The following is a 22,112-nucleotide window of genomic DNA, read 5'->3' as shown; positions in this document are numbered from 1 at the left end:
CCCTTAGTCCCCTTTAATATCGGCACGTCTATTGTAACGAAAAACTGAAAGCGCTGTCTATCGTTCTTGCTTTAAGTTTTCATCTTTTTTTCACATATAACCCTAGACAAATCAAATTTTATCTTGTTCCATCTGATAAAGAAAGACAAAAAGTTCGGCAATGATTTGATAAACGTCCTCCGGAATCTGCTCTTCGATGTTTAATGCTGAGAGTAAGGAGAGGAGTGCCGGGTCCTCATGAACAGGAATTCCGTTCGCTTGGGCAATCTCAAGCATACGCTCAGCGACAATCCCCGTCCCTTTTGCCACGACGTGCGGGGCATCCATTGATTGCTCATATGACAGAGCGATTGCTTTCTTTGGATCGTTCATATTTGGAGATCCACCTTTCCGAGAGGCGCAAATGTCTCTGGCACACGCTCACGCTTTGCTTCGTATGAAAAAGAAGACAAATCGAAATCGACACGTTTCAACCCTTCTTTTAGAAGCGGTTCGTATGTACGAACGTATGGACTTAAATCGTGAGTCTCATTAAATACCCGAACGGATACATACCGTTTTTGAATCAACACATCGATTCCTGTTTCGCCGAATCGCGGCGTTTCAAGAAACAAGACGATTCGAGCATGATCAGAATCAATCGCCTCTCGTTTTGGTGCTTCTAAACGAAGTTGAACGTGTTCAAACGGACCTAAATGCGGTATGTGAAATGCTTGAGCGACGAACGGGGGGATCTGGGTCGCATTGAACGCTTCCTGGGTTCGCACGAACTGCTCGAACTTCGGCTCGCCTTTCGCCTTGAACAGCTCGCCGACGAGCGCCTTTACATCAGACCCCGCTCCGCTCTCTAGCATCGTTTTCCCGGCTGTCTTGACCGATTCTGGTGTCGGAATCGGTTCGCGAATGAAACGGGCAAGTTGTTCTCCTAATGTCTGGAGAGGTGATTTGGAAGCCACGAGCGCTTCTGTCGCTTGTGGGACGACTTTCAAGACGAGCTTCGGCTCGACGTCCGTGACGATCATCTTATACGTCACGTTCTCTTTCACGTTCGCATTGATACCTACCCGAAAGATTCCTTGCGGCAACTGCATGACTGCCTCATTGCCGGGCAGAAGTTGTAGCACCTTCCCGACAATTGTATTCCCGAGCAAAAGCGGTCGCGACGTCTGTTCGGCCACTTTGAATGGTAAAACTCCTTGATGATCGATGCGCAACGCCATCACTCCTTTCACATATGCTTGATCGGGGCGAATGTACGACGATGGATCGGTGTCACCCCGTAACGTCTCAATCCTTCTAAATGAGCCTCTGTCCCATACCCGGCGTTATTGGCAAACCCGTAACCGGGATACGTCCGGTCGTATTCTTCCATCATCCGGTCCCGGACGACCTTAGCGACAACACTCGCCGCAGCGATTGAGACGCTGAGCGTGTCCCCTTTAATCAAGGACTGCTGAGGTATGTCGATGTCCAGTTTCATGGCGTCAATCAATAAAGCGTCGACCTCCCCGACTTGACGAATCGCCTCCATCATCGCAAGCTTCGTCGCCTCATAGATGTTGACCTCATCGATTACCGCAGGATCGACGATTCCGACACCAACTTCCGCGACTTCCATAATGTGATCGTATGCCGTGTCTCTCGCCGTTTTCGACATTTTCTTCGAATCGTCCAACCCCGCGATATAAAACCCTTCCGGTAGTAAGACAGCAGCCGCCACGACCGGTCCTGCGAGCGGTCCACGTCCGACCTCATCGACTCCTACAATTCGAGTGAATCCTTGTGACTTCCATTCACGTTCATATGACATTCGATGCTCGAAATCCTCTTGTAATGCTTGTTCTCGCTCGAATTGGCGCTCTTTTTGCCGAAGCAACGTTTGCACGCCTGCTCGGGGGTCTTGTGACAAGGTCGGGAAGATTTGTACCCATTCTTCATATCGGATGTCCGCTAGTTGTTGTTTAATCTGTTGAATCGTCACGTTCTTCCTCCTATTCAAAAAAGCCCTGTTTACACAGGACTTTACGCCATTTCATGGTCAGCCGGTGTCTCAAGTGAGATCCGTCCGATTTTTTCATGCCGTAGTTCATTCAAAAGTAGTTCGCTCGCCTTCTCAAAATCGACGTAACCGCCACTGATGAGACCACGCTTTTTCCCGATCATCTCAAGGAGTTCCACGCCGTCATCCGGTAACGTTTCGAGTTTGAATCGTTCCTTTAATTGTTCCGGATAACGAGCATGCAACTCACGAACCGTATACAAGGCGATATCATCTAAATTGAGAATCTCGTCTTTGATAGCGCCGGTCGCGGCGAGACGATATCCGACGAGTTGGTCCTCAAACTTCGGCCAGAGAATACCTGGCGTATCTAAGAGCTCCATCTCGCCACCCTTCATCTTGATCCACTGTTGACGCTTCGTCACACCCGGTCGATCGCCTGTGATGGCGATGTTACGACCTGCGAGACGGTTGATGAGCGTCGACTTCCCGACGTTCGGGATTCCGATGATGAGCGCACGAATCGGGCCAGGGTTACGTCCCTTTTCACGCATGCGATCATGTTTTTCTTGCATCAACTTTTGAGCGCCTGTGATGAGCTGTTTCAAGCCTTTACTATGCTTCGCATCAACTGCGACGACTTCGACCTCTTCTCGCTTCAGGGCACGTAACCACGCGTCCGTCACGACAGGGTCGGCCATGTCCGCTTTGTTGAGGACGATGAGTCGCGGCTTGCCTGCCGTGATCTCATCGACCATCGGGTTACGGCTCGATTGTGGCACGCGTGCATCCACGAGCTCGATGACGACATCGATCAATTTTAATTTTTCAGTTACTTGTCTTCTTGCTTTGGCCATGTGGCCAGGAAACCATTGAATTGCCAAAAAAGCACCACCTTAATCTTCTACCGTGCCAACATCGTCGAGCGGCCAGAAGATGAAGTTCGTCTTACCGACAATCTCCTCTTTCGACACAAATCCGATTTCACGACTGTCCTTCGAGTTTTGACGGTTGTCTCCCATGACGAAGTATGAGTCTTCAGGGACGACTGACTCGCCTGTCACTTGTTCAAGCGTAAAGTTCTCCGTCAGCGGGAACCCGTTCATCTGTGCACGGAACTCATCTAAATACGGTTCTTCTACTGCTTCACCGTTAATATAGAGCACGTCATCTCGATATTCGAGCGTGTCGCCTGGAATGGCGATGACACGTTTAATATAATCTTTTGATTCTGTCGCATGGAATACGACGATATCACCTCGGTCTAGCTCACCAACATAGTTCGAAATTTTACTGACGATCATTCGATCCGCATTGTGGAGTGTCGGCATCATCGACTCCCCTTCAACGATGACAGGAACGAAGATGAACGTCCGGATGACGAACGCGATGACAAGAGCGACAACGATGGCCTTGAGCCAACTAAACACTTCTTTCAACTTCACTCACTCCTCTATCCATTTGAACTTATTGTACTAGAAAAAAAGAAGCTTGTCGCAAGCGACAAGCTTAATTCCCATCTTAACGACGGATTTCTTTAATACGTGCTGCTTTACCGCGAAGGTTACGGAGGTAGTAAAGTTTCGCACGGCGAACTTTACCGTAGCGTACGACTTCGATTTGTGCAACGCGTGGTGAGTGAAGCGGGAATGCACGCTCAACACCTACGCCGTAAGAAATCTTACGGACTGTGAATGTTTCGCTGATGCCGCCACCTTTACGCTTGATTACAACACCTTCGAAAATCTGGATACGCTCACGCGTTCCCTCTACAACTTTAACGTGGACACGTACTGTGTCACCAGGACGGAAAGCAGGTACGTCCGATTTGAATTGTTCTTCTGTGATTTCACGGAACAGTTTTTGTGTGTTCATGAATCATATCTCCTTTTTCTTCAATGTTCATATCTTCATATGCCCAAGCATCCAATAGCGGAACATCGGTAATCGATGGGTTTAACCCACATGCTCAAACATAGCATATATTTCTCAATCGCGCAATGATTGGAGAAACTTTTTATCGTCTTCTGTCAGCTCGAGTTGCTCGAGTAAATCCGGTCGACGTCGATACGTTCGCTCGAGTGATTGTTCGCGTCGCCACGTCTCGATGCGGGCGTGATTTCCAGAAAGGAGTACATCCGGTACTTTCAACCCACGAAAATCGGCAGGGCGTGTATAGTGCGGATATTCAAGTAGACCGGTTGAGAACGAATCGTCCTCATGGCTCGCCTGATCGCCGAGGACGTCCGGGAGCAGTCTCACCGTCGCATCAATCATCGCCATTGTCGCGAGTTCGCCACCCGTCAAGACAAAGTCGCCAATCGACACTTCGTCTGTCGCCAGTTCATCGTGGATACGCTGGTCGAATCCTTCATAATGCCCGCACAAAAAGATCAGATGTTCTTCCCGGGCCCATTCTTCCGCCATCTGCTGATTAAACGGTTTTCCGGTCGGTGTCGTAAGGATGACACGTGGTGACTTCGCCTCGATCGAGTCAAACGCATCGAAGATTGGTTGTGGGGTGAGCAACATGCCCGCCCCTCCTCCGTACGGATAATCGTCGACTTTATGATGCTTGTTCGTTGAAAAATCCCGGAAATTGATGAACGACATCTCCACTTGTCCGAGCGCTTTCGCGCGGCCGACGATGGAATGGTCGAGCGTCTTGAACATGTCCGGGAATAACGTCAACACATCAATCTTCATCGTCAATCATTCCAGGAATCGGTGTGATGACGACACGTTTTGCTTCGACGTCAATCTCTTTAACGACCGATTCGATATAAGGGATGAGGGCGTCCGATTTACCTGGGCGTTTGATGACCCATACGTCGTTCGCACCCGTCTCAAAGATATCATCGATCACACCGATCGACTCGCCATCGACGATTGCCTCACAACCGATAATCTCATGATAGTAATATTCGTTCTCCGAGAGATCATGCACGTGTTCGGCATGGACATATAACTTCAACCCTTTATATTTTTCGATAAGGTTGATGTTCTCAAACCCTTTGAACGTGACGAGATGGAACTGCTTGTGCGGACGATACGTCGTGATCGTCATCTCTTGTTTCGTTCCGTCCACGTCAAGGAACAACGTGTTTCCTTTTTTAAAGCGTTCTTCCGGAAAATCTGTCGCCGCCAAAATTTTCACTTCCCCTTTAAGGCCGTGCGTATTGGCGATTTTCCCAACGTATAACCAATCCATTCGCGTTCCCTCCTCAACAAAATAGGCCGACCTCAGAAAAGGTCGGCCACATCATTACTTCGCGTTTTTCGCGTTGTGGAATTTCTCCATGATCCCTGCTTTAGAGAACAAGTTACGTACTGTGTCAGATGGCTTCGCGCCGTCTGCCAACCATTTGAGAGCGAGTTCTTCGTTGATGCGAACTTCAGCTTCTGGTTTTGCAACCGGGTTGTAGTGACCAACTTGCTCGATGAAGCGACCGTCACGTGGTGAACGTGAGTCTGCTACAACGATACGGTAGAAAGGTGATTTTTTTGCGCCCATGCGCTTAAGACGAATTTTAACTGCCATGGTAATATACCTCCATCATGTGTTTAAGAATTGACAACTTTTATAGTATACAGCTTTTTTGTCCGACTGACAAAAGTTTTTGTTAGAAGAACGGAAGACCTACGCCCTTTTTCTTCCCTTTCATTTGTCCTGACATTTGCTTCATGAGCTTCTTCATGTCATCGAACTGTTTGATGAGACGGTTCACTTCTTGAATCGAGCGACCGCTCCCTTTTGCGATCCGCTTCCGACGACTCGCATTGAGCACTTCCGGGTTGGCGCGCTCATGTTTCGTCATCGAGCGAATGATCGCTTCGACGTGATCGAGTTGTTTCTCGTCGATTTGGACGTTTTTCAACCCTTTCATCTTACCTGCACCAGGTAACATCGAAAGTAATTCATCAATCGGGCCCATGTTTTTCACTTGACCCAACTGTTCAATGAAATCATCGAACGTGAATGACGCGTCACGAATTTTGCTTTCTAGCTCTCTCGCTGCGTCTTGGTCCATCTGTGTCTCGGCTTTTTCAATGAGCGAGAGCACGTCCCCCATTCCAAGGATCCGTGACGCCATGCGTTCTGGATGGAATGGTTCGAGGGCATCCAACTTTTCTCCGAGACCGACGAATTTAATCGGCGCTCCCGTGACTGCCTTGATCGAAAGGGCTGCCCCGCCTCGTGTATCTCCGTCGAGCTTTGTGAGCACGACCCCGGTGATTCCGAGTTTCTCATTGAAACTGTCGGCCACATTGACCGCATCTTGACCTGTCATCGAGTCGACGACAAGGAAGATTTCATTTGGTTTGGCAATCGTCTTCACATTTTCGAGCTCACCCATGAGCGTCTCGTCGATATGAAGGCGACCCGCCGTATCGATCAACACGAAATCGTGATGATTTGTTTTTGCGTACTCGAGCGCTTTCGTCACAATCTCTTCCGGCTTCACTTGATCGCCAAGTGAGAAGACCGGTAAATCGAGTTGTTTCCCGAGTGTCTCGAGCTGCTTGATTGCCGCCGGACGATAAATATCCGCCGCGACGAGAAGTGGACTGCGGTTATGCTTTTTGCGAATCAAGTTCGCTAGCTTCCCGGTCGTTGTCGTCTTACCTGCCCCTTGCAGACCGACCATCATGACGACTGTCGGTGGTTTCTGACTGAATGAGATCGGGACGACATCGCTTCCCATCAAATTCGTCAACTCTTCGTGAACGATTTTGACGACTTGTTGACCTGGCGTCAATGATTTCATGACATCCTGACCAACCGCGCGTTCTTTCACGTCATTGACGAATTGCTTGACCACTTTAAAGTTGACGTCGGCTTCTAGTAAGGCGAGGCGAACCTCACGCATCATCTCTTTGACATCAGCCTCAGAGATTTTCCCTTTACCGCGCATCTTTGAAAGCGTCGCTTGCAACCGTTCTGATAATCCTTCAAATGCCATGCTCCAGCCCCCTACTCTAAATTCTCAAGCGCAGAAATCGTAGCCTGCACGTCATCCGTGAGCTCGACTTGACGTTTGAGGGTCTGAAGAAGTTGCTGACGCTGTTCGAATTTTTCGAATAGAGCGAGCTTTTCCTCGTACTGTTCAAGCATCGTTTCTGTACGCTTTATGTTATCGTAGACCGCTTGACGGCTGACTTCAAACTCTTCCGCTATCTCTCCGAGCGAGTAGTCATCTAGGTAATAAAGAGACATATAGTTGCGCTGTTTCGGTGTGAGGAGCGCTTGATAGAAATCGATGAGATAGTTCATGCGATTCGTTTTTTCGAGCGTCAAACCTTTCACCTCCACATGTTAAGTGAAATCCCTTTACAACTACCAATAGTACAGCCGTGCCTAGTACTTGTCAAGTTTTTTTCTTAACAGTAAAACTTAGGCGAGGTCTTTGTTTGTGTCCTCATTTTCAGTTGAGTCCTCTTCTGATTTGTCCTCAAAAACGTCTCCAAACAACCCGAGGACGAACTGTTCTGGGTCGAACTCTTGCAAATCGTCCATCTTCTCTCCGAGACCGACATATTTGACCGGGATATCGAGTTCATTTCGAATCGCGAGAACGATCCCACCTTTTGCTGTACCGTCGAGTTTCGTCAAGACGATTCCGCTCACGTTCGTCGCTTCTTTGAACGCTTTCGCTTGAATCATAGCGTTTTGTCCCGTCGTTGCATCTAATGCGAGTAACACCTCATGTGGTCCGTTCGGGACTTCTCGTTCGATGACCCGTTTCACTTTTTCAAGTTCTTTCATTAAGTTCACTTTATTCTGAAGGCGTCCCGCCGTGTCACAAATGAGCACGTCCATGTTACGTGACTTCGCAGATTGAACTGCATCGTATACGACGGCAGCCGGGTCAGACCCTTCCGTTTGACGAATGACCGGTACTCCGACGCGTTCGCCCCATACTTGAAGTTGCTCGATCGCTCCTGCACGGAATGTATCTCCTGCCGCGAGCATGACGTTACGACCTTCCGACTTCAATTGATGCGCCAATTTTCCGATCGTCGTCGTCTTCCCGACCCCGTTCACACCGACAAACAAGATGACCGTGAGTCCGTCTTGCATGTTCAGTTCACGGTCAGATTCGTCTTCCTGAAGGCGTTTCGCCACCACTTCAACGAGAGCATCCCGAACAGCGACCGGGTCCTTCAAGTTGCGTCGTTTGACTTCTTCTTTCAAGTCTTCGACAAGGTCCATCGTCGTCGTGACGCCGACATCCGCTTGGATGAGCAAATCTTCGAGTTCATCGAAGAAGTCCTCATCCACCTCGCGAAAACGGTAAACGAGGTCGTTGACGGCACTCGCAAATCCGTCACGCGTCTTCGTCAATCCGTCCGTAAACTTTTGTGACACCTCTTGGGTAGATGTCGTTAATTTCTCTTTTAATTTCTTGAAAAAACTCAACGTGATTCCTCCATCTCTTCATCCATTTCTACGACACGTTTTGCTTCAGACAGTTCGACCGATAACACTTCGGACACTCCGTTCTGTTGCATCGTGACGCCATAAAGCGTATCTGCCGCTTCCATTGTACCTTTTCGGTGCGTGATGATGACAAATTGCGTGTCGATTGAGAGCGTGCGAATGTATTCCCCGAACCGATGTACGTTCGCCTCATCAAGCGCCGCTTCGACTTCATCGAGGACACAGAATGGTACCGGACGCGTTTTCAAAATCGCAAACAGTAAGGCGATTGCCGTAAGTGCCCGCTCTCCTCCAGACAACAGACTGAGCGTCTGTAGCTTTTTGCCAGGCGGTTTGGCGACGATCTCAATCCCTGTATTCAACAAGTCAGACTCATCGACCAATTTCAAATCGGCCTCGCCCCCACCGAACAACTCGGTGAACGTCTGTTTGAAGTGTGCCCGAACGTTCGTATATGTCTCTTTGAAAAGACGTGTCACTTCACGGTCCATCTCGGCGATGATCTCATACAAATCTTCTTTCGCACTGACCAAGTCATCCCGCTGTTCAGACAAGAACGTAAAGCGCTCATGAACGCTATCGAACTCCTCGATCGCATTCAAGTTAACCGGTCCGATCTCTTCAATTTGACGAACGAGCAATTTGAACTCTTCTTTCGCCTCATCAAGAGGAATCTCAAGCGCCGGTAAGAGTTCTGCAACGAGCCCGTGTTCCTCTAACGCATCGAGCTTCCACTGTCGTTTTAATTCGAACTCTTGTTTCGCTGTCTCTAGTTTTCGAACGACTGCTTCCGCTTGACGCCGCGCTTCCGTCGCTTGATCGACACGTTGACGCATGATGCGGTACGCCTCTTCATTTGACTTGAGCGTTGCCGTCATGTTTTGAAGTCGCTCTTGAATGTTGGTGAATTCAAGCTTGGCCGTAGCGAGCGTCTCTTCTAACTCGGCAGATGAGACGACTTCCCCACTGTCAAGTCGCGTAAGTTCACGATTCATCTGATCGGTCCGGTCCTGTAGACGTTTCCGTTCAGTCGTCAAGCGCTCCACTTCATAGCGAACCCGTTCTTCTTCGAGCGTATGGCGTTGTAGGTCGAGCTCGTTTTGACGAAGCATCGCTTCAAGTCGCCCCGTACTTTCGGCACTTTTTGCCTGTTCGGCACGAAGCGACTCTAGACGAACACGAATGTCCGCTTGCACTTTATCCGTATCTGCCAACGTTTTCGTCAAACGTTCGAGTTCGGCTGTCGACGTCTCAATCGTTTTCTCGTAACGCAGCATCTCATGATCGAACAGTTCAAGTTGTGACTTGGCATCGAGCGAGGCGCGTTCGGCGGTACGGTAAGTAGCCTCGACCTCTCGAAGCGATCCTTCGACGGTACGTTTCTCGTCTCGCAGCGTTGATAATGCTTCAGTGATTGTCTTCAACGCTTCCGTGTATTCTTGAAGACGTTGTTTTTGCTCATGAAGCATCGCAAGCCCTTGCGTCAATCCTTGTTTCAAGTCGTCTAACTCACGCGATTGTGTGAACAAGGCCACCCCTTGCTTACGACTCCCACCGGTCATCGAACCACCGACGTTCACGATGTCTCCTTCGAGCGTGACGACGCGGAAACGGTATCCGGTCATTTGCGCAATCCGGTTCGCGACTTCTAACGTCTCGGCGACGAGCACCGAACCGAGAAGTGATTTTTTCAACGTTTCGAACGACTCGTCCGTCTCGACTAAATCAGATGCCACCCCGACAAATCCAGTCATCGATTCGAGGCGATGTAACACCTCAGTCGGTACAAATCTTGGTTTGATCGTCGTCATCGGTAAGAACGTCGCGCGACCTGCGTTCGCTTTGCGCAATCGATCGATTTCATGACGTCCGACTGTCTCGTCTTTGACGACGACATGTTGTTGCGTCTGTCCGAGAGCCGTTTCGATGGCGGCTTCATACGAAGGACGAACACGAATCAGTTCAGCGACGGCACCAAGCACACCTGATGAACGGTCTTTCAATACAAACTTAACCGCATGGAAATATCCTTCATACGATTGCTTCATCCGTTCGAGCATCTCAATCCGATCTTCCGTCTTTTGACGACGACGTTCGAGGTCATAGTAAGACGTTTCTGCCCGTGTCAACTTTTCACGGATCGCCGTCTCTTGGTCGCGAAGTTCCGTTTCTTTTTTACTCAGTAGTTCGAAACGGCCTTGCACTTCTTCATATTGTTCCCGTGCCGCTTCGAGTGTTGCTTCTTGTGAAGACCGATCATCAAGACGATGTTTGTTCTCACGAAGGAGACGTTCTTTCGACTCGATGGCGACATCGATATCCCGTTGCTCCCGCTTTTGTTGGTTACTGATTGTCGCTCGTGTTGTCGCGAGTTCGAACGCCTCACTTTGTAACGCTTCGATCTCGGCATTGAAATCACGCGAGGCGGCTGTCAACTGTTGTTGAAGCGTATCTCTCGCCTCGGTCGTTTGTCGCAACGTATCTACTTTTTTAGACAATTCATCACGAACGACCGTTAGTCGAGTCTCTAACTCTTCCATCTCGGCGCTCACTTCTTCACGTTGACGGACGAGACGCTCTTTCATCTCGGCTCCATGCTCTTCTTGTGCTTTCGCGAGCTTGATGTCACCCGTCAAGCGTTCGACATACGTCGACTGTTCGCGCTCTTTTTGGTTCATCTCGGATAACTCTTCACGAAGGGTCGATAGCGTAGCCTCAAGTTGAGTACGTTCCTCCGTGAGGTGTTGTACCGAACGATCACAATCCGATAACTGCTTGATCGATTCTGTATGACGTACCGTCACTTGTTCAATTTCTTGTTGGAGCAACTGAATTTCGGCACCCATGATTCCCGTTTCGAGCTCGTCATGACGGGCTTTTGCCACTGTATATTCCCGAGCGAGCGCCGCCTGCTCACGAAGTGGTTCCACCCGGTCAGCCAATTCAAATAAAATGTCGTCGACACGTGACAAGTTCAATTCGGTGTCTTGCAATTTACGCTCAGCCTGTTTTTTACGCTGGCGATACTTAAGGACACCCGCCGCCTCTTCGATGACGGCACGGCGGTCTTCCGGCTTCCCGGAAATGACTTGCTCGACTCGACCTTGCCCGATGATCGCGAACGCATCACGGGAAAGACCTGTGTCTAAAAAGAGGTCAATGACGTCTTTAAGACGACATGGTTTTTTATTCATAAAATAGTCGCTGTCCCCACTTCGGGTCACGCGACGGGTCACACTCACTTCTTCATAAGGGAGACGTAACTGTTCGTCGCGATTATCGAGGACGAGCGTGACCTCCGCGACGTTTCGGTGATTCTCACCTTCACTTCCGGCGAAGATGACGTCTTCCATCTTGGCACCGCGAAGTGATTTGGCCGACTGTTCTCCAAGTACCCAGCGAACAGCGTCCGATATATTGGATTTCCCGCTTCCGTTCGGCCCTACTACAGCAGTGACGCCGGGACGGAAATCTAATTCAATTCGCTTGGCAAATGATTTAAAGCCAGCGAGTTCGATTCGTTTTAAGTGCATCGTGACCATCCTATCCGCAGTAAGCATTCATCTGTATATTTTACCACAGTTAACAGTTCGTCAAAATGACAGAATCATGCTATTCTTAAAAGAACTGTAGAAAGGGGAATACAGATGACGAATGAACAGATGATTGAAGCGATTTTGGACAAAATGAACATTATTAACCGCGGTGCGATCAAGGCGGAAGAATATAATGCGGCTGACCCATCAGCGGTGAAAGAGATTTACGAGTACGTAATGACACGTTCTTCCCTCTCTTTATCGGAAGTCGACGGGATTGTCGAAGAACTCGGCCAATTGACATGAAAAAGGAGTGGAACCATTGCGAATGGTCCACTCCTTTTTTTGTTTATAGATCTGCGTAACGTCGATTGAACGCGATGAGCGCTTCTTTGGCCGCCAACTGCTCGGCTTCTTTTTTAGAGCGCCCGACTCCTTCTCCGACAATGTCGTCACTGAGCCGTGCATGGGCAACGAATTCACGGCTATGCGCCGGTCCTCGCTCCTCGATGATTTCATACGTGACCGGACCTAAGCCTTCCCGTTGCACACTTTCCTGCAACTGGCTCTTGAAATCGGTCTGTTCTTCAAATACACCCGCTAAGACTTTCGGAAAAACCGCTTCGGCGAGGAATCGTTCGACTGCCTCAATCCCTTGGTCTAAATAAAGAGCACCGATATAGGATTCGAATACATCGGCAAGTAGTGCCGGACGTTTTCGTCCACCGGTCAACTCTTCACCTTTTCCAAGTAAGATGAAGTCAGAGAAAGCATAGGCCTCCGCAAAATTCACGAGTGACGGCTCACAAACGATCGCCGCCCGTAATTTCGTTAATTCCCCCTCGGAGCGCTCCGGATAAGTCTCATATAGGAAGCGGGATACGGTCAATTCTAGCACGGCATCCCCTAAAAATTCTAAGCGTTCATTGTCTTTTCGTAATCCACGTTGTTCATTCACGTATGAAGAGTGTGTGAACGCCTGCATGAGCAAATCGTGATTCGAAAACTGAACGTCTAAACGCTCTTCTAATGACTTGAATAATTCTAAGATGCGTGCCCGTTCCATTTCCTGACGCCGGCGCCGTTGCGCCGACCCTTGACGGTCAAACCGTCGTTTGTCTTTTGTCATAGTTCCCTCCATGAATAAGCACAAGCCCACCGCTCGGAACCGAGCGGTGGGATGGCTTGATTACACTTTTGTTTCGATATACGCTACTACGTCGCCAACAGTCGCAAGCTTCTCAGCGTCTTCGTCTTCAATCGTGATGTCGAATTTGTCTTCGAGGTCCATCACCATTTCCATTACTTCAAGCGAGTCAGCGCCAAGGTCGTCCTTGAACGATTTCTCTGCAGTGATCTCAGAAATGTCTTTCCCGAGCTTCTCTGCTACTGCTTCTTGTACGTCTACTAAAATTTGTTCTTTTGTCATGATAAAATCCCTCCAAAGGTAAGTATATTAAATGTCTGTCTATTGGTAAAGTTCTCTTTTACGCCATCGTCATGCCGCCATCGACGGCAATCGTCTGACCGGTCACGTAAGCGGCTTGTTCAGATGCTAAGAATGAGACGAGATTCGCCACATCTTCGACTTGCCCGAAACGATTGAACGGAATTTGCTCGAGTGTAGCGTTCCGCTGTTCATCTGTCAAGGCATCAGTCATATCCGTTTGAATGAAACCTGGACAAACGGCATTGACCGTCACATGACGACTTGCGAGTTCGCGTGCCACTGATTTCGTCAACCCAATCAATCCTGCTTTCGCAGCCGCATAGTTGGCTTGTCCGGCATTCCCCGTAATCCCGACGACTGAGGCGATATTGATGATTCGCCCCGATTTTGATTTGAGCAACGATCGTGTGACCGCTTGCGATGTGAGGAACGCGCCTTTCAAGTTCGTCGATAAGACGTCATTGAAGTCCGCTTCTTTCATCCGCATGAGTAACCCGTCACGTGTGATGCCTGCATTGTTCACAAGACAATCGACACGTCCGTACGTATCGACCGTTGTCTTGACGAGTGCTTTAACGTCGTCAGCGTTTGAGACGTCCGCCTTCACGGCCGTAGCATCGCCACCTGCTTCAATGATGGCCGCCACGACAGCGTTTGCTTTTTCTTCACTACCCGAGTAATTCACGACGACTCGGAAGCCGTCTTCCCCTAAACGTTTCGCGATGGCCGCACCGATTCCACGGGACGCGCCAGTCACGATCGCTACTTGATCATGCACGAACTTCTCCTCCTAACGAGGCGACTTCTTCCAACGTGGTCGCCTTTTGAATCGATACATTCGAATCGATTCGTTTAATCAACCCCGAAAGTGGTGACGATGGACCGAATTCGATGAACGTGTCCACCCCGTCTGCAATCGCTTTTCGAACACATTCTTCAAAACGAACCGACGAATACAGTTGTTTCGTCAACAACGCTTTCAGATGTTCCGGTTCACGGTGTACAGCCGCATCCACGTTCGAGATGAAATCGACAGATGCTTCTTGGAACGGTGATGAGGCGAGGACATCTTGGAAACGTGTCGCCACCGGCATCATATATGAACTGTGGAACGCACCGGAGACATTTAACGGTAATACCCGTTTCGCGCCGGCTGCCTTCAGTTCTACACTCGCCTGTTCGACCGCATCGATATGCCCGGAAATGACAAACTGACCAGGGCAATTCAAGTTAGCGATTTGAACCAAGTCCCCACTCGCACTAATTTTTTCAGTGATATGAAGCGCTTCTTGAAGATCGGTCATTCCGACGACTGCCGCCATCGTCCCATCTTTCACAGAAGACATCAAATTACCACGTTCTCGAACGAGCACGGTCGCCTCTTCTAAATCGATGACCCCCGCTGAGACGAGTGCCGCATACTCCCCTACGCTATGTCCGATGACGACATCTGGTGTCGCACCGTTTGCCGCATAGGCTTGTGCAAGCAACGAGGCATGTGCCACGATTGCTGGTTGTGCGACTTCTGTTTCTTGTAGGTCTTCTTTCGACCCGGCAGACATGACTTCAAGAAGGTCAAATCCGAGTCGACGCCCGATTGCCTGAAGGGCTTCAGGTTGGTCTAAAAAGGTCTGTCCCATTCCAACGGCTTGAGAGCCTTGTCCTGGGAACACCCATGCTACTTTCCCCATGTCCTCACCTGCTTTCGCTTAGTCTATCGCTTTGGCACGCTTGATTTTATCGACGACATCGTGGTCTACCATGATTTTCGCCTGTTTCAACGCACTCGCAATCGCAAGTGCGTCGCTCGATCCATGTGCCTTGATGACAGGCGCATTGATCCCGAATAATCCGGCTCCCCCATGTTCACGATAATCAAGCGTTTCTTTCAATCGTCTTAATTTCGGTTTTAAGATGAGAGCGGCAAGTTTTGATACAAGGTTGCTCGTAAATTGTTCTTTCATCATCTTCATGAGCATCGCTGAGGATCCTTCTACACCTTTTAACAAGATGTTTCCTGCAAATCCTTCTGTCACGATGACGTCCACGTCTCCTGACATCGCTTCTCGCGCTTCGACATTCCCGACAAAGTGGACAGGGGCCTGTTCAAGGAGGGGGAACGCTTCTTTCGTGAGCGCATTTCCTTTTCCGGCTTCCGTCCCGATATTGAGAAGGGCGACACGTGGTGTTTTGATGCCACGGACATGTTCTGCATACAGTGAACCCATGATCGCATAATCCACAAGATGTTCGGCTTTCGCATCCGGATTCGCTCCGACATCCAGCACGACGACACCGCTACCTGTATATGTAGGGAACGTCGGAGATAATGCCGGACGCTCGATTCCTGGGATCCGTCCGATGACGAAGAGAGACGCTGCCATCAAGGCGCCGGTGTTCCCGGCAGACACGAGAGCATCCGCTTTCCCCTCTTTGACAAGGTTTGCCGCTACGACGAGCGAGCTGTCCTTTTTGCGGCGGACCGCACGAACAGGCTCATCCTCACCTGTAATGATTTCACTTGCTGGAACGACCGTCACACGAGGATCGTCAAGTCCATAAGAGGCAATTTTCACCTCGTCACCGACTAGAAAGAGTTTCATCGGTTCATTCGGATATTGTTCGACGAACCGTTTCACACCTTCTACGATTGCTTTCGGTGCGTGATCGCCACCCATTGCATCAATTGCTAATTTCATGCTTGTTCCTCCTCACCACGTCGGTAAATCGTGAAGTCGCCTTCAAAAACGCGCTCCTCACCGACATAACTTTCGACCGTGACGTCTGTTCTCCCGTCCCCTCTTAGCTTCATCACACGAGCCTTGGCAACGACTCGCTCTCCAAGATGGACCTGGCGACTAAACCGGATCTCCGCTTTAGTGGTCAACGCCAATTCATCATTGATGAGCGCCACCGCTAACGAGTTGGCTTGCGCGAACAGGACGTGCCCACGTGCAATCTCATTGCGGCTAAAGACGTGTTCTTTTTCTATATCGAGGACAGAAATCGCAGAGTCATCGAGTTTCAAGTCAATCATATCACCGATGACCTCGCTCATTGAAAGCGATTTGACTTCATCGAGGTGCTCGGAAGCCACATGTTTGATTCGTTCCCTCACTTCTGGAATTTTTAATTCCATCCGGTCGAGTCGAATCGTCTGGATGCTGACGGAAAACTGTTTTGATAGTTCTTCGTCTTTGATGAACGGGTTGCGCTCAATCGTTTCTTGTAACAAGCGTTGCCGCTCTTTCTTAGGTACCCGCATTCAGTTCCCTCCTAAACTAATCGCTAAAGAACTTAATACCTGGTACTAATAGCAGTATATATTCTTTAGTCGTCATTTTCAAGTATTATTCTAACCTTTCCCCAACGAGAAGGTCGAGTTGTTTCAAATAGCCACGTAATCCTTCATATTGGGCGTCATGCCAAAAGGCGTCGCTTCCGAGAAGTTTCACGGCATCTTGCATCGCCACTTCCATCACTTTCAAGTCGAGAACGGGATCTGCGACCCGGAAGCTCGGAAGACCGCTTTGCGCGGTACCAAAGAAATCACCGGCACCACGTAACTCTAAATCTTTCTCTGCCAATACGAATCCATCGTTCGTCTCTGTCATCGTTTTCAGTCGTACTTTCCCGACATCTGACTTCGGGTCTCCAACGAGGATACAGAACGATTGATGGGTACCACGGCCGACGCGGCCACGTAGCTGGTGCAATTGCGCTAGCCCGAAACGCTCGGCGTCATGGATGATGATGAGTGAAGCGTTCGGAACGTTCACCCCGACTTCGACGACCGTCGTCGATACGAGAATTTGCGTCGCGTTGTCAGCAAATGACTTCATCACGTCGTCTTTTTCTGCGCTCGACAGCTTTCCGTGCATCAGCCCCACAGAATAGTTCGGAAACCGTTCTTTCAACAGTTCATACAAAGCCGTCGCACTTTCGACCTCGAGCGTATCCGACTCCTCGATGAGTGGTGCGATCACATATGCTTGACGGCCGAGAGACAATTCACGGTCGACCATCGAATGGACACGGTCGATTTGGTCTTGCTTCGCCCAATATGTTTCAATCGGTTTTCGGCCTTTCGGCATCTCATCGATTGTCGAGACGTCCATCTCTCCGAAAGCGCTGATGGCAAGTGTCCTCGGAATCGGGGTCGCGGTCATATATAAGACGTCCGCAAATTCCGCTTTATCGCGAAGTTTCTTTCGTTGTTCGACACCGAATCGATGTTGTTCATCCGTGATCGCCAAATGTAAGTTCGAAAACTCGACGGGTCCTTGAATGAGCGCATGTGTCCCCACGATGATGTCGACGTCTCCTGATTGAATTGCCGTTAGAAGCGCTTCTCGCGCCTTTCCTTTCACCGAGCTCGTCAAGAGGGCGATGGTGATGCCAAACGGTTCAAACAGTTCCTGCAAAGACGTCGCATGTTGTTCTGCTAAAATCTCGGTCGGCACCATCAACGCCCCTTGATACCCAGCCATGACGGTCGCATACAAGGCAATCGCGGCAACGACGGTCTTCCCGCTCCCGACATCCCCTTGTAGCAATCGATTCATCCGTTCTGGCTTCTCCAAATCGGATACGATTTCACGGATGACCCTTGTCTGGGCTCCCGTCAACGGAAATGCGAGTCGTTTGACGAACTCGTTCAATTGATGTTTATCGAGTTGAAGGGCCCGACCGTTTCCTGACCGCTCCATTTTCCGAAACGCCTGTAATTTCAATTGATACATGAGGCATTCTTCATAAACATAACTTCGTCTCGCCTGCTTATATGTCTCCACGGTATCTGGAAAGTGCATGCCGCGTAGCATATCCATCCGGTCCTCAAGTCGATACCTGGCCCGTATGGACGGTGGCACCCGCTCCGGAAGCTCGCCCACTTGTTCGAATGCTAACTTGACGATCCGACTAAAGTTCTTTTGCGTTAGACCCGCTCGTAATGAATAGATTGGTTGAAGTCCGCCTGACGGAGCACCGAACTCGAGGTCGGTCGCGCTGATCGTCATCCGATTCATGTCCCATTTCCCTTTGACCGTGACGGTCTCGCCGATTGCTAACTTTTCTTTATAAAATGCGCGGTTAAACATCGTCACTTGGACCGCATAACGTTCTTCTAACAATAATCTGAACTGAAGTCGATTCTTTCCTTTACTATAGTAGCGAACGAGCGGTTCTGCCTGGACCGTCCCACTCCACTTGACCAAGTCACCGTGAACGGCTGTCGTTACGGTCCCACTGTTATAATTCTCATAACGAAACGGGACGTGCTCTAGCACGTCCTCGATTCGAACAAGTCCCATCACTTCTAGTTTTTTGGCCATCTCTGGCCCGACACCTTTCAGAGTCGTCAGTCGTTCATTGTTTTGCATCTTCTTTCGCTCCAAATATATTTCGTTCGAGGCGACGAGCCGTCGGCGTATTCGCCAGTCCGCCTTTCGCCGTCTCTTTCAATGCGGTCGGCATCATTTGACCGACTTCATGCATCGCTGAAATGACTTCGTCACAAGGAATGCGTGATGTGATTCCCGCGAGGGCCATGTCCGCCGCGACAATGGCATTGGCACCACCCATGGCGTTTCGTTTCACACATGGGACTTCAACGAGCCCTGCCACCGGGTCACAGACGAGACCGAGCATGTTCTTAAGGGCGATTGCGAACGCCGTCGCCGACTGATCCGGTGTCCCGCCGGCTGCTTCGACGATGGCGGCTGCAGCCATTCCGGTCGCTGAACCGACCTCTGCCTGACAACCACCTGCCGCTCCCGAGATCGAGGCGTTGTTCGCCACCACGAAACCGAAAGCGCCTGACGTGAACAAGTAGCGAATCATCGCATCGCGGTCCATCTCGAGACGATCTTTCACAGCGAATAACGTTCCAGGTACGACGCCTGCACTCCCCGCAGTCGGTGTCGCACAAATCCGTCCCATCGCCGCATTTACTTCGTTCGTCCCGATGGCTTTTGACACGGCATCTAAAATGAGGTCTCCAGCCAGTGATTTGCCTGATTGGATATACTCTTGCATGAGTACGGCATCGTTCCCCGTCAATCCTGTCACCGATGTAACACCTTGAAGGGCGCGTTCAACCGCTTCTTCCATGACCTCGAGGTTTCGGTCCATCATCCCGATGATGTCCTCCCGGCTCGAGCGTCTGACGTGCATCTCTTGTTCGATCATGACTTCAGAAATCGTGATGCCTCGTTCTGTGGCAATCGTCACTAACTCTTCTACTGATTTAAACATCTCACATTCTCCTTATTCCCCAAAAATAGCTATCCGTTCGATTTGCGGTAACCGTTCCAGTTCTGCGATCACTTCAGCAGGAATCGTTTCATCAATCTCAATCGCCATCAAAGCTTGCATTCCTTTTTCGTGACGACTCACTTCCATATGCCCGATGTTCAATTGATGGTTTGCCAAAACGCCGGTCACTGCAGCGATGGCGCCGAATCGATCATGATGCAAGACGACGAGCGCAGGTCCTCCACCTGTCAATTTCAACGGGAACCCATTCAGTTCCGTGATCTCAATCGTTCCCCCACCGATTGAAATCCCGACGATTTCAAATGTCCCGAACTCATCTTCGAGTAAGACACGGGCTGTATTCGGATGATCCGTCAACAAGTCACTCGTCTCAAAGATGACCTCGATCCCTTTTTCACGAGCGATGTCTAACGCCTGTGGAATCCGCAAGTCAAACGTATCAAATCCCATGATTCCACCGACAATCGCGACATCCGTACCGTGACCCCGATACGTGTCCGCAAACGATCCGTAAAACGTGATGCGCGCGGTGCGGGGCGTTCGCCCGAATAACTTCCCGGCCATCAGCCCGATGCGTGCGGCACCGGCCGTATGCGAACTCGACGGCCCGACCATGACAGGACCAATAATGTCAAACACACTACGATATTTCACTTCATTTTCCCCCTTTCAAAAATCCCTACCTTCATTATACAGAAGGTAGGGACTTGAAACAGCTTATTCCACACTAAAAATATAAGAGTAAAGCGGTTGTTTGCCGTCGTGTACTTCAATCTCAATCTCATCATTTACAGATTCGATATATGACGTCAACGCTTCCACGTCTGATTCAGATGAGCCTTCACCTGTTAAGATCGTGATGATTTCATCGTCTGCTTCGACGAGTGCATCGACCAACTTTTTAGCCGCTTCGAGGCTTGACGTCGATGAAGAAACAATTTTCTTCTCTGCGATTGCCATATGCTCGTCTTTCTTGATTTCCACACCATCGATGCTCGTGTCACGAACAGCGTAAGTGACTTGACCAGACTTCACAGTCGCGGCAGCCACTTTCATCGCTTGTTCGTTCATCTCGACATCCGCCTCTGGGTTGAAGGCGATTGCCGCCGCAAGACCTTGTGGGACCGTCTTCGTCGGGATGACAGAGACGCCGCATGGTGCGACAGATGCCGCTTGCTCAGCAGCCATGATGATGTTCGAGTTGTTCGGGAAGATAAAGACATGTTCCGCATGTGCAGATTCAATCGCCTTAACGATATCTTCTGTCGATGGGTTCATCGTCTGACCGCCTTCGATGACATGTGCCGCTCCAAGCGAACGGAACAATTCACTGACGCCTTCACCCATTGCCACCGTTACGATTGCAAATGGTGCTTTTGGCTTCTCGGCTTGTTGAACACCGTGCTGATTTGCGCCGTGTTCTTCTTCGAGAATTGTCGAGTGCTGTTGACGCATGTTCTCGATTTTGACTGCAACGAGTTCACCGAAACGCTGACCTTTCGTGATGACCTCACCTGGAGTCTCGACGTGAACGTGAACTTTTAAGAGTTCTTCGTCCGCGACGACAAGGAGAGAATCCCCTAGTTCTGACAATTCGTTACGGAATGCGTCTTCATTGAACGGCGTATCCTTTAACTTATCGTCTTGGAAACGAACCATGATCTCCGTACAGTAGCCGAATTCGATGTCTTCTGTTGACATGAACCCTTGTGCCGCATGAGCATGATGTTCTGCCTCAATCAACGCATCCATGACAGGTGCATGTGGTTTCTCGAGTTCTTTTCCTTCAAGGCTTGCAAGGAATCCTTCGTAGATGACGAGAAGACCTTGACCGCCCGAGTCGACGACGCCGACTTCTTTTAATACCGGCAACAAGTCCGGTGTACGGTCTAACGATGCTTTCGCTTCTGCGATGACACGTTTCATAAATTCAGTGAAATCACTTGTCGACTCTGACGCAAGGAGCGCTTCGTCGGCCGCTTCACGAGCAACCGTCAAAATCGTTCCTTCAACCGGTTTCATAACCGCCTTGTATGCCGTGTCGACACCGCGCTTGAGCGCCTCTGCAAAATCAACCGTTGTCAGTTCCGCTTTGCCTTCAACCGCTTTACCGAATCCACGGAACAACTGACTTAAAATAACGCCTGAGTTTCCTCGTGCTCCCATAAGTAGTCCACGAGCAAACTTCGATGACACCTCTGCGATATCTGATGAGTTCATCGCTGCTACTTCTTTCGCACCCGACGTCATCGTCAAGTTCATGTTCGTTCCCGTATCTCCGTCTGGAACCGGGAAGACGTTAAGCGAATCCACATAATCTGCGTTTTGGCTCAAGTTGGCCGCTCCGTTCGCGATCATGTTTGAGAGCGCCAATCCATCTAAACGTTTTAAACCCACACCAAATCCTCC

The 22,112-nt window shown here is 49.8% G+C and carries 24 protein-coding genes; 1 reads left to right on the top strand and 23 read right to left on the bottom strand.

Annotated features, from left to right (window positions below; all coding sequences use genetic code 11):
• Positions 1 to 111 precede the first annotated feature (111 nt).
• The 13 genes from KNO86_RS00470 to smc form a co-directional block, all read right to left on the bottom strand.
• Complete coding sequence (locus KNO86_RS00470; protein ID WP_214691805.1) at positions 112 to 372, bottom strand: EscU/YscU/HrcU family type III secretion system export apparatus switch protein; 261 nt, start codon at positions 370 to 372, stop codon at positions 112 to 114.
• The gene (locus KNO86_RS00465; protein WP_251126856.1) at positions 369 to 1,220 is read right to left on the bottom strand and encodes a hypothetical protein; all 852 of its coding nucleotides are present in this window, start codon (positions 1,218 to 1,220) and stop codon (positions 369 to 371) included. Before KNO86_RS00465 ends, KNO86_RS00470 begins: the two co-directional genes overlap by 4 nt.
• Before the next feature lie 8 nt (positions 1,221 to 1,228).
• On the bottom strand, positions 1,229 to 1,981 hold the full coding sequence (locus KNO86_RS00460) for a ribonuclease HII (protein WP_214691803.1): 753 nt from the start codon (positions 1,979 to 1,981) through the stop codon (positions 1,229 to 1,231).
• Positions 1,982 to 2,022: 41 nt separating this feature from the next.
• A complete protein-coding gene (gene ylqF, locus KNO86_RS00455; protein WP_214691802.1) occupies positions 2,023 to 2,883 on the bottom strand; it encodes a ribosome biogenesis GTPase YlqF in 861 nt (286 codons plus the stop codon).
• A 12-nt stretch (positions 2,884 to 2,895) separates the two neighbouring features.
• Positions 2,896 to 3,438 (bottom strand): signal peptidase I, encoded by a 543-nt coding sequence (gene lepB / locus KNO86_RS00450; RefSeq protein WP_074034770.1) that lies wholly within the window; start codon positions 3,436 to 3,438, stop codon positions 2,896 to 2,898.
• Positions 3,439 to 3,520: 82 nt separating this feature from the next.
• On the bottom strand, positions 3,521 to 3,874 hold the full coding sequence (gene rplS / locus KNO86_RS00445; protein ID WP_015881369.1) for a 50S ribosomal protein L19: 354 nt from the start codon (positions 3,872 to 3,874) through the stop codon (positions 3,521 to 3,523).
• A gap of 114 nt (positions 3,875 to 3,988) precedes the next feature.
• Positions 3,989 to 4,705, bottom strand: coding sequence for a tRNA (guanosine(37)-N1)-methyltransferase TrmD (gene trmD, locus KNO86_RS00440; protein ID WP_214691801.1), 717 nt, complete (start codon positions 4,703 to 4,705; stop codon positions 3,989 to 3,991).
• Positions 4,695 to 5,210: a ribosome maturation factor RimM gene (rimM, locus tag KNO86_RS00435; RefSeq protein ID WP_074034776.1), complete on the bottom strand. Its 516-nt coding sequence runs from the start codon at positions 5,208 to 5,210 to the stop codon at positions 4,695 to 4,697. The genes trmD and rimM overlap by 11 nt, the downstream gene beginning before the upstream one ends.
• A 54-nt stretch (positions 5,211 to 5,264) precedes the next feature.
• Complete coding sequence (gene rpsP / locus KNO86_RS00430; protein ID WP_015881366.1) at positions 5,265 to 5,540, bottom strand: 30S ribosomal protein S16; 276 nt, start codon at positions 5,538 to 5,540, stop codon at positions 5,265 to 5,267.
• 82 nt (positions 5,541 to 5,622) lie between these two features.
• Positions 5,623 to 6,963 carry a signal recognition particle protein gene (gene ffh / locus KNO86_RS00425; RefSeq protein ID WP_214691800.1) on the bottom strand — a complete coding sequence of 447 codons (1,341 nt, stop codon included), beginning with the start codon at positions 6,961 to 6,963 and terminating at the stop codon, positions 5,623 to 5,625.
• Positions 6,964 to 6,974: 11 nt separating this feature from the next.
• Positions 6,975 to 7,298: a putative DNA-binding protein gene (locus tag KNO86_RS00420; protein ID WP_074034780.1), complete on the bottom strand. Its 324-nt coding sequence runs from the start codon at positions 7,296 to 7,298 to the stop codon at positions 6,975 to 6,977.
• Positions 7,299 to 7,394: 96 nt separating this feature from the next.
• Positions 7,395 to 8,420, bottom strand: a complete 1,026-nt coding sequence (gene ftsY / locus KNO86_RS00415) for a signal recognition particle-docking protein FtsY (protein WP_074034782.1) — start codon at positions 8,418 to 8,420, stop codon at positions 7,395 to 7,397.
• The gene (smc, locus tag KNO86_RS00410; protein ID WP_214691799.1) at positions 8,417 to 11,974 is read right to left on the bottom strand and encodes a chromosome segregation protein SMC; all 3,558 of its coding nucleotides are present in this window, start codon (positions 11,972 to 11,974) and stop codon (positions 8,417 to 8,419) included. Before smc ends, ftsY begins: the two co-directional genes overlap by 4 nt.
• A gap of 114 nt (positions 11,975 to 12,088) precedes the next feature.
• On the opposite strand from smc, the gene KNO86_RS00405 reads away from it, so the two are divergent.
• Complete coding sequence (locus KNO86_RS00405; RefSeq protein WP_015881361.1) at positions 12,089 to 12,283, top strand: DUF1128 family protein; 195 nt, start codon at positions 12,089 to 12,091, stop codon at positions 12,281 to 12,283.
• Between the two features lie 43 nt (positions 12,284 to 12,326).
• On the opposite strand, the gene rnc is transcribed toward KNO86_RS00405, so the two are convergent.
• The 10 genes from rnc to KNO86_RS00355 form a co-directional block, all read right to left on the bottom strand.
• A complete protein-coding gene (gene rnc, locus KNO86_RS00400; RefSeq protein WP_214693956.1) occupies positions 12,327 to 13,043 on the bottom strand; it encodes a ribonuclease III in 717 nt (238 codons plus the stop codon).
• A gap of 123 nt (positions 13,044 to 13,166) precedes the next feature.
• Complete coding sequence (acpP, locus tag KNO86_RS00395) at positions 13,167 to 13,406, bottom strand: acyl carrier protein (RefSeq protein WP_074034794.1); 240 nt, start codon at positions 13,404 to 13,406, stop codon at positions 13,167 to 13,169.
• 58 nt (positions 13,407 to 13,464) lie between these two features.
• Positions 13,465 to 14,205, bottom strand: a complete 741-nt coding sequence (gene fabG, locus KNO86_RS00390; RefSeq protein WP_214691798.1) for a 3-oxoacyl-[acyl-carrier-protein] reductase — start codon at positions 14,203 to 14,205, stop codon at positions 13,465 to 13,467.
• The gene (gene fabD / locus KNO86_RS00385; RefSeq protein WP_214691797.1) at positions 14,198 to 15,118 is read right to left on the bottom strand and encodes an ACP S-malonyltransferase; all 921 of its coding nucleotides are present in this window, start codon (positions 15,116 to 15,118) and stop codon (positions 14,198 to 14,200) included. The genes fabG and fabD overlap by 8 nt, the downstream gene beginning before the upstream one ends.
• Positions 15,119 to 15,136: 18 nt before the next feature.
• Positions 15,137 to 16,126, bottom strand: a complete 990-nt coding sequence (gene plsX, locus KNO86_RS00380; protein ID WP_214691796.1) for a phosphate acyltransferase PlsX — start codon at positions 16,124 to 16,126, stop codon at positions 15,137 to 15,139.
• On the bottom strand, positions 16,123 to 16,692 hold the full coding sequence (fapR, locus tag KNO86_RS00375) for a transcription factor FapR (protein WP_074034802.1): 570 nt from the start codon (positions 16,690 to 16,692) through the stop codon (positions 16,123 to 16,125). Before fapR ends, plsX begins: the two co-directional genes overlap by 4 nt.
• 85 nt (positions 16,693 to 16,777) lie before the next feature.
• Complete coding sequence (recG, locus tag KNO86_RS00370; RefSeq protein ID WP_214691795.1) at positions 16,778 to 18,808, bottom strand: ATP-dependent DNA helicase RecG; 2,031 nt, start codon at positions 18,806 to 18,808, stop codon at positions 16,778 to 16,780.
• Positions 18,795 to 19,682, bottom strand: coding sequence for an L-serine ammonia-lyase, iron-sulfur-dependent, subunit alpha (gene sdaAA, locus KNO86_RS00365; RefSeq protein WP_214691794.1), 888 nt, complete (start codon positions 19,680 to 19,682; stop codon positions 18,795 to 18,797). The genes recG and sdaAA overlap by 14 nt, the downstream gene beginning before the upstream one ends.
• A 12-nt stretch (positions 19,683 to 19,694) precedes the next feature.
• Complete coding sequence (sdaAB, locus tag KNO86_RS00360; RefSeq protein ID WP_074034808.1) at positions 19,695 to 20,357, bottom strand: L-serine ammonia-lyase, iron-sulfur-dependent subunit beta; 663 nt, start codon at positions 20,355 to 20,357, stop codon at positions 19,695 to 19,697.
• A gap of 63 nt (positions 20,358 to 20,420) precedes the next feature.
• Positions 20,421 to 22,100, bottom strand: a complete 1,680-nt coding sequence (locus KNO86_RS00355; protein ID WP_214691793.1) for a DAK2 domain-containing protein — start codon at positions 22,098 to 22,100, stop codon at positions 20,421 to 20,423.
• Between the last annotated feature and the right edge of the window lie 12 nt (positions 22,101 to 22,112).

The sequence above is a fragment of the Exiguobacterium sp. s160 genome, from assembly GCF_018617575.1.
GTDB classification, from domain to species: domain Bacteria; phylum Bacillota; class Bacilli; order Exiguobacteriales; family Exiguobacteriaceae; genus Exiguobacterium; species Exiguobacterium aestuarii_A.
Note: the sequence above shows the minus strand (reverse complement) of the source record. Positions and strands in the feature narration are given on the sequence as shown.

Coding starts and splice junctions, on each gene's coding strand:
- rplS (WP_015881369.1), bottom strand. CDS start 3,874: ATGAACACACAAAAACTGTTCCGTGAAATCACAGAAGAACAATTCAAA.
- rimM (WP_074034776.1), bottom strand. CDS start 5,210: ATGGATTGGTTATACGTTGGGAAAATCGCCAATACGCACGGCCTTAAA.
- KNO86_RS00405 (WP_015881361.1), top strand. CDS start 12,089: ATGACGAATGAACAGATGATTGAAGCGATTTTGGACAAAATGAACATT.
- smc (WP_214691799.1), bottom strand. CDS start 11,974: ATGCACTTAAAACGAATCGAACTCGCTGGCTTTAAATCATTTGCCAAG.
- plsX (WP_214691796.1), bottom strand. CDS start 16,126: ATGAAATTAGCAATTGATGCAATGGGTGGCGATCACGCACCGAAAGCA.
- acpP (WP_074034794.1), bottom strand. CDS start 13,406: ATGACAAAAGAACAAATTTTAGTAGACGTACAAGAAGCAGTAGCAGAG.
- KNO86_RS00470 (WP_214691805.1), bottom strand. CDS start 372: ATGAACGATCCAAAGAAAGCAATCGCTCTGTCATATGAGCAATCAATG.
- sdaAA (WP_214691794.1), bottom strand. CDS start 19,682: ATGTTTAAATCAGTAGAAGAGTTAGTGACGATTGCCACAGAACGAGGC.
- fabD (WP_214691797.1), bottom strand. CDS start 15,118: ATGGGGAAAGTAGCATGGGTGTTCCCAGGACAAGGCTCTCAAGCCGTT.
- trmD (WP_214691801.1), bottom strand. CDS start 4,705: ATGAAGATTGATGTGTTGACGTTATTCCCGGACATGTTCAAGACGCTC.
- recG (WP_214691795.1), bottom strand. CDS start 18,808: ATGCAAAACAATGAACGACTGACGACTCTGAAAGGTGTCGGGCCAGAG.
- rnc (WP_214693956.1), bottom strand. CDS start 13,043: ATGGAACGGGCACGCATCTTAGAATTATTCAAGTCATTAGAAGAGCGT.
- rpsP (WP_015881366.1), bottom strand. CDS start 5,540: ATGGCAGTTAAAATTCGTCTTAAGCGCATGGGCGCAAAAAAATCACCT.
- fapR (WP_074034802.1), bottom strand. CDS start 16,692: ATGCGGGTACCTAAGAAAGAGCGGCAACGCTTGTTACAAGAAACGATT.
- ffh (WP_214691800.1), bottom strand. CDS start 6,963: ATGGCATTTGAAGGATTATCAGAACGGTTGCAAGCGACGCTTTCAAAG.
- KNO86_RS00465 (WP_251126856.1), bottom strand. CDS start 1,220: ATGGCGTTGCGCATCGATCATCAAGGAGTTTTACCATTCAAAGTGGCC.